Here is a 6,077-nt window from a genome sequence, read left to right on the forward strand (position 1 = left end):
GGATGCGCAGGGGTTCGGCGTCGGGGCGGCCGCGCATCTCGCCCAGCCGGGGGACGGAGGCGAGGAGCGCGCGGGTATACTCCGCCTGCGGGGCGTCGAAAATGCGCGCGACGGGGCCGTCCTCCACCAGCCGGCCGTGGCGCATGACCACCACGCGGTCGGCGAGTTGCGCCACCACCGCCATGTCATGGGTGATGAACAGCACCGCCATCCCGAAATCGCGCTGCAACCGACCGATCAGGGCGAGGATCTCGGCCTGGATGGTGACATCCAGCGCGGTGGTGGGTTCGTCCGCGATCAGCAGGCGCGGGCGGCAGGCCATCGCCATGGCGATCACCACGCGCTGGCGCATGCCCCCCGAAAGTTCATGCGGGTACTGGGTCAGGCGGCGCTCGGGCTCGGGGATGCGGACCTCGTGCATCAGCTCCAGCGCGCGGGCGGCGGCGGCGGCGCGCGACAGGCCCAGATGCCGCCGCATCCCGTCGGTCAGCTGCCGACCGATGGGCGCGACCGGGTTCAGCGCGGTCATCGGCTCCTGAAAGATCATGCCGATGCGGTTGCCGCGGATCGCCTCCATCCGCCTCAAGTCGATGCGGGCCAGATCCACCGCGCCGTCGCCGGTGTCGAACGCGATGCGGCCCGACACGATGCGTCCGCCGCCGAACTCCACCAGCCGCATGACCGACAGCGAGGTGACGGATTTGCCCGACCCGGATTCGCCCACCACGCAGACGGTTTCACCCGGGTGCACGGCAAAGCTGATGTCGGACACGGCGGCATCGCTGCCGGAGTGGCCGGGGAATTCCACGCGCAGGTTTTCGACCGACAGGATGGGAGGGGGCATGCTCACCTCGACCGGGGATCGAGGGCGTCGCGCAGCACGTCGCCCAGCAGGTTGAGGCCCAGGATCGTGATCGCCAGCGCCGCCCCCGGCACCAGCGCCGTCCACGGCGCGATGTCCAGAAACTGTCGCGAGGCCTGGATCATCAGCCCCCACGACGCCATCGGCGGCTGCGTGCCAAGGCCAAGGAACGACAGCGCGGCCTCGGCCAGCACGGCGAACGCGAGGCTGATGGTGGTCTGCACGATCAGCGCGGGCATAATGTTGGGCAGGATGTGGCGGACGATCATCGCGCCGTCGCGGGTGCCGGAGGCGCGCGCGGCCTCCACATAGGGCATCTGGACGACGCGCAGCGCCTCGCCCCGCACGATGCGCGCAAGGAAGGGGGTGAAGGCCACGCCGATCGCGATGATGGTGTTCTGCAAATTCGGCCCCAGCACCGCCGAGATCGTCAGCGCCAGCAGCAGCGCGGGAAACGCCAGCAGCGCATCGATCACCCGCATCAGCGCATTGTCGATCCGCCCGCCGAAATATCCCGACACGATCCCCAGCGGCAGCCCCAGCGCGATGGAGATCCCCACCGCCGACACCGCGATCATCAGCGACGTCTGCGCCCCCAGCAGCACGCGCGCCAGCAGGTCGCGCCCCAGCTGGTCGGTGCCCAGCGGATACGCCAGCGAGGGCGGTTGCAGCCGCGCGGTCATCACCATCTGGGTCGCGCGCTCGGGCGCGATGAACAGCGGCGCCAGCAGCGCCACCAGCACCACCCCCCCCACGAGCGTCAGCCCGATCACAGCCTTGGGCGAGAGAAATCCGCGCATCGCCCCTCACCCCAGCCGGATGCGCGGATCGACCACGCGATAGAGGATATCGACCACCAGATTGGCCAGCATCACCACCGCCGCGATGACGAAGATCGACGCCTGGATCAGCGGGATGTCGCGGTTCAGCAGCGCCTGATAGGTCAGCCAGCCCATGCCGGTATAGGAAAACAGGCTCTCGATCACGATGATGGAGCCGAACAGGTAGCCCACCTGCAACCCCGCCACCGTCATCACCGGCCCGATGGCGTTGCGCAGCCCATAGCCCCAGACCACCGTACGCTCCGGCAGGCCCTTGGCGCGGGCAACCCGGATGAAATCCTGGTTGAGGATGCCGATCATCGCCGAGCGTGTCATCCGCGTCAGATGCGCCATCAGCCCCAGCCCCAGCGCCAGCGCCGGCAGCAGCGCATGGCGCACCGCGGCGATGAAATCCTGCGCGGGGTCGACGAACCCCGACGACGGCAGCCAGCCAAGGGAGGCCGCGAACAGCAGGATCAGCATGATCCCGATGAAGAAATCCGGCATGCTCAGCCCCAGCAGAGCGGCCGAGGACGCGCTGGTGTCCTGCCAGCGGTCGCGGTGGCGCGCGGCCCACACCCCCAGCGGGATCGCCAGCGCCAGCGCGATGGACATCGCCAGCACCACGATCAGGCCGCTGGCCACCGCCTTCTGTGCGATCAGCGGCCCGATGGGTTCGCGAAACAACAGCGACGTGCCCCAGTCGCCCGTCAGTATCCCCCCCACCCAGCGGCCGTACTGCACCACCAGCGGATCGTTCAGCCCCAGCGACCGGCGCAGCCCCTCCAGCGCCTCGGGGTTGGACTGGGTGCCCATGATCATCATCGCCACGTCCCCCGGCAGGACGTTGGTGATGGCGAAGGTGATGACCGAGATCAGCGCGAGCGTGATCGCGACCGACACCAGACGGGTGAGGAGATAGGCCATCGGCAAGGGTCCGGGGTTGGGATCGGCGGGCACCGGCGGCCCGCCGCACAGCGGTCGGCACACAGAAGGGCACAGGGATGGGCGCGTCCCGCCCCGGCCGGGGCGGCAGGGCCCGTCAGCTCCGCAACCACACCTTGTGGAAGTTCAGGTTGGAGCCGTTGGGATGCACCAGCGTGTCCAGCCCCGCGACCTCCGACCGCGCGCCGATCGATCCGTTGCGGAACCACAGGATCACGTCCAGCGCCTCCTCGGACACCATGTCCTGGATCCGGCGATAGAGGGCGTTGCGCGCGTCCGCGTCTATGGTGCCGCGCGCCTCCTCGGCGAGGGCGTCGATCTCGGGGACGTTGATGTTGCGATAGTTGAAGCCCCCGGTGGAGTGCCACAGCGAGAAATACAGCCGGTCCGGCTCCCAGATGGTGAAGAAGTTCATCATCGTCATCTGGAAATCCCGGTCGACCCACACCTGGCTGAGCCAGTCCGCCCAGGTCAGCTGCTCGATGGTCATGTTGACCCCGGCCTCGCGCGCCCATTCGGCGATGATCTGCGCGCTTTCGACGTGGTAGGGATAGTTGGTGGTGACCTTGAACACCACGTTCAGGCTGCCGGGGGGATGGCCGGCCTCGCTCAGCAGCGCGCGGGCGGCGGCGATGTCCTGGCCGCGCTGGGTGATGTCGGTGTTGCGCGCCGCATCGTTGGGAAAGCTGGCGGACGCCGTGGTCTCGCCCTGGCCCCACAGCGCGCCCTGCAGCAGCATCTCCTTGTCGATCATCAGGTCGAACGCGCGGCGCACGCGGGCGTCCTGGAACAGCTCCAGATCGTGGTTGAAGTTGAGGAAGTCGAAGTTGAGCGGGAACCAGGTCAGCACCTGAAGGGACGCGTCGCCCTCGACCTCGGCCACGCGCTCAGCGGGGATGTCGTTGATCATGTGCAACTCGCCGGTGCGCAGCCCGGTCAGGCGCACGGTCGGCTCGGTGATCTCGCGCGCGATGATGCGCTCCAGATGCGCGGGGCCGTCCCAGTAGTCGTCGAAGCGCTCCAGCACGACCTCGTTGCCGAATTCGCGGCGGATGAACCGGAACGGGCCGGCGCCGACGGGGGTGGTGCCCTGGATGTCGCCCGATCCCGCCGGCATCACCACGCCCGCGCCGTTTTCCGCCAGCCGCGCCAGGAACGGCGCGTTGGGGCGGGTCATGCGCACGATCACCGTCAGCTCGTCGGGCGTCTCGATCCCCGCCACGTCGTTGAAGACCTCGAAGTTGGTGGCGCCGGTTTCGGGGTCGGCGCACCGCTCGAACGAGTACTTCACATCCTCCGAGGTCAGGGTGGAGCCGTCGTGGAACATCACCCCCGCGCGCAGCCGGAAGGTGTATTCCAACCCGTCGTCCGAGACCTCATAGCTTTCGGCCAGCTGCGGCACGACCTCCATGTCGGAATTCACGGTGACGAGGGCGTTGTGGATGTTCTGCAACACCCGGCTGGTCGAGGCCGTGCCGGTCTGGTGCATGTCCAGGTTCTGCGTCGTCTCGGAATGGCCCCAGACCAGGGTGCCGCCCGCGACCGGCGTCTCGGCCAGCAGCCGCCCCGGGGTGACGAGGGTGAGCGCGCCAAGCGCGGTCGTGGTGGCCAGGAACTCGCGGCGTTTCATGGTCGGTCTCTCCATGTTGGGGCGGATCATTACGCGATGGGGGGGCGGCGGTCGGCCACGTCCAGGGCGGCCTCCAGCGCCATGCCGAGGGCCAGCACGGCGCCTTCGTCGAACAGCCCGCCCCACAGCGAAATGCCCTGCGGGACGGTGTGGGTCGGGCCGTCGGCGGCCTCGCCCGTCGACAGCTTGCCGCTGCCGAGGCTGGCCTTGCCGCGCGTGGGGCTGTCGATGAACCCCGCCCGCAGGTGCAGGCACGGATGGCCGGTGAAGTTCGACGCCACCAGCATCGGGCCGGTCATGAACGGGCCGACCAGCACGTCGATGTCGGCAAACAGCGCGTCCAGCGCCTCCATCACCCGATACCGCAGGCGGTCGAGCTGCACATGGTCCACCGCCGACAGGAACCGCGCCTTGCGGAAGGTGTTGGGCCAGGCGCCGTCCTCCTGCCAGGTCAGGGTGTCGTCGGTGTTGTCGAGCGTGAGGTCCTCGAAGGCGGCTGCGGCTTCGGCGTAAAGGACGTTGATGAGGCTGCCATAGGGCAGGTCCGGCAGGCTGACCGCGCGCACCTCCAGCCCCAGATCGCGCACCGCCTCCAACGCGGCGTGATCCACGGCCGTCGCGCCCTCGGCGAATGCCTCGGGCAGGTAGCCGACGCGCAGCCCCTCGATCCCGCGCGCGGCGTCGAAATGGAACGGCATGTCGATGGAGGACCGATCCGCCGGGTCCGGCCCGTTGAGGACCGACAGCACCATCGCCGTATCCTCCACCCCGCGGCACATCGGCCCGATCTTGTCGAGCGACCAGCACAGCGCCATCGCGCCCGCCCGCGACACCCGCCCGAAGGTCGGCCGCAGCCCCGTCGTGCCGTTGCGCTGGCACGGCGAGGTGATGGAGCCCAGTGTTTCCGTCCCGATGGAGAACGCGCACAGCCCCGCCGCCGTGGCCGACCCCGACCCGGCGGATGAGCCGGAGGCGCCCTCGTCGGGGTTCCACGGGTTGCGGGTCATGCCGCCGTACCAGATGTCGTTGTACGCCAGCGCCCCCAGCGTGGTCTTGCCCAGCAGCACCGCCCCGGCCGCGCGCAGCCGCCCCACGATGGCCGCGTCACGGTCGGGCACCCGGTCGCGGAACGGCTCGGCCCCCCAGCCGGTGGTGATGCCGCGCGTGTCGAACAGGTCCTTCAGCCCGTAGGGGATGCCGTGCAGAGGCCCCAGATTGACGCCCGCGCGGGTCAGCGCGTCCGCCGCGTCGGCCTCGGCCAGCGCCAGATCGGGGGTGACGGTGGCGAAGCACTCCAGCTTGGGGCCCAGTGCCGCGATCCGCGCCAGATAAATCCCGGTCAACCGGCGGCTGGTGATGGCGCCGCGCGCGATCCAGCCCGCCAGCCGGGGCAGGGGGGCAAAGGCGATGTCGGTGTCGCTGTCCGGCAGCGGCCCGGGATCGGCGGCTGAAAACCGCACCCGCCCCGGGGCCGCGGGCGGGCGGAACCCCGGCAGGCGCGGATCGAACCGGCTGGCCATCGGCACGTCGTTGGACAGCCGCACCCCCCGCCGCGCCACCGCCGAGGCGATCTGCCCCTCCAGATTGTCCAGCATCTGCGCCCGTTCCGCGGGGGTGTAGGTGACGCCCAGCAGCCGCTCGGCGGCGGCGATGTCATCGAGGCCCGGCCCGACGGGATTGGCGGCGGGATTGGCGACAGGATCGGGGGCGCGACCCGCGGCGGGGCCGGTGGCCTGCGGGCCGGGCGCGGGGTCGCCGGACGGCAGAGGCTGGGTCATGGGGCTCCTCTCTCAAGGGGGGCGGTGGTCAGCGTGTGAGG

The 6,077-nt window shown here is 70.0% G+C and carries 5 protein-coding genes; all 5 read right to left on the reverse strand.

Going from position 1 to position 6,077, the window contains the following annotated elements; translation table 11 throughout:
* Window positions 1–844: ATP-binding cassette domain-containing protein (locus tag CCR87_RS15080; protein WP_201158364.1), on the reverse strand; the 844-nt coding region annotated here is incomplete at its 3' end.
* Window positions 845–846: 2 nt separating this feature from the next.
* On the reverse strand, window positions 847–1,662 hold the full coding sequence (locus CCR87_RS15085) for an ABC transporter permease (protein WP_201158365.1): 816 nt from the start codon (window positions 1,660–1,662) through the stop codon (window positions 847–849).
* Between the two features lie 6 nt (window positions 1,663–1,668).
* Entirely contained in the window at window positions 1,669–2,610 is a 942-nt protein-coding gene (locus tag CCR87_RS15090; protein WP_201158366.1) for an ABC transporter permease, read from the reverse strand.
* Between the two features lie 115 nt (window positions 2,611–2,725).
* A complete protein-coding gene (locus CCR87_RS15095; RefSeq protein WP_201158367.1) occupies window positions 2,726–4,258 on the reverse strand; it encodes an ABC transporter substrate-binding protein in 1,533 nt (510 codons plus the stop codon).
* Window positions 4,259–4,287: 29 nt separating this feature from the next.
* Window positions 4,288–6,036 carry an amidase gene (locus tag CCR87_RS15100; RefSeq protein WP_201158368.1) on the reverse strand — a complete coding sequence of 583 codons (1,749 nt, stop codon included), beginning with the start codon at window positions 6,034–6,036 and terminating at the stop codon, window positions 4,288–4,290.
* Window positions 6,037–6,077 lie beyond the last annotated feature (41 nt).

Source organism: Rhodobaculum claviforme (assembly GCF_016653255.1).
Taxonomy (GTDB): Bacteria; Pseudomonadota; Alphaproteobacteria; order Rhodobacterales; family Rhodobacteraceae; genus Rhodobaculum; species Rhodobaculum claviforme.

Bases quoted from the DNA above. Each gene is read 5' to 3' on its own strand.
- CCR87_RS15090 (WP_201158366.1), bottom strand. From the start codon at position 2,610: ATGGCCTATCTCCTCACCCGTCTGGTGTCGGTCGCGATCACGCTCGCG.
- CCR87_RS15085 (WP_201158365.1), bottom strand. From the start codon at position 1,662: ATGCGCGGATTTCTCTCGCCCAAGGCTGTGATCGGGCTGACGCTCGTG.
- CCR87_RS15095 (WP_201158367.1), bottom strand. From the start codon at position 4,258: ATGAAACGCCGCGAGTTCCTGGCCACCACGACCGCGCTTGGCGCGCTC.
- CCR87_RS15100 (WP_201158368.1), bottom strand. From the start codon at position 6,036: ATGACCCAGCCTCTGCCGTCCGGCGACCCCGCGCCCGGCCCGCAGGCC.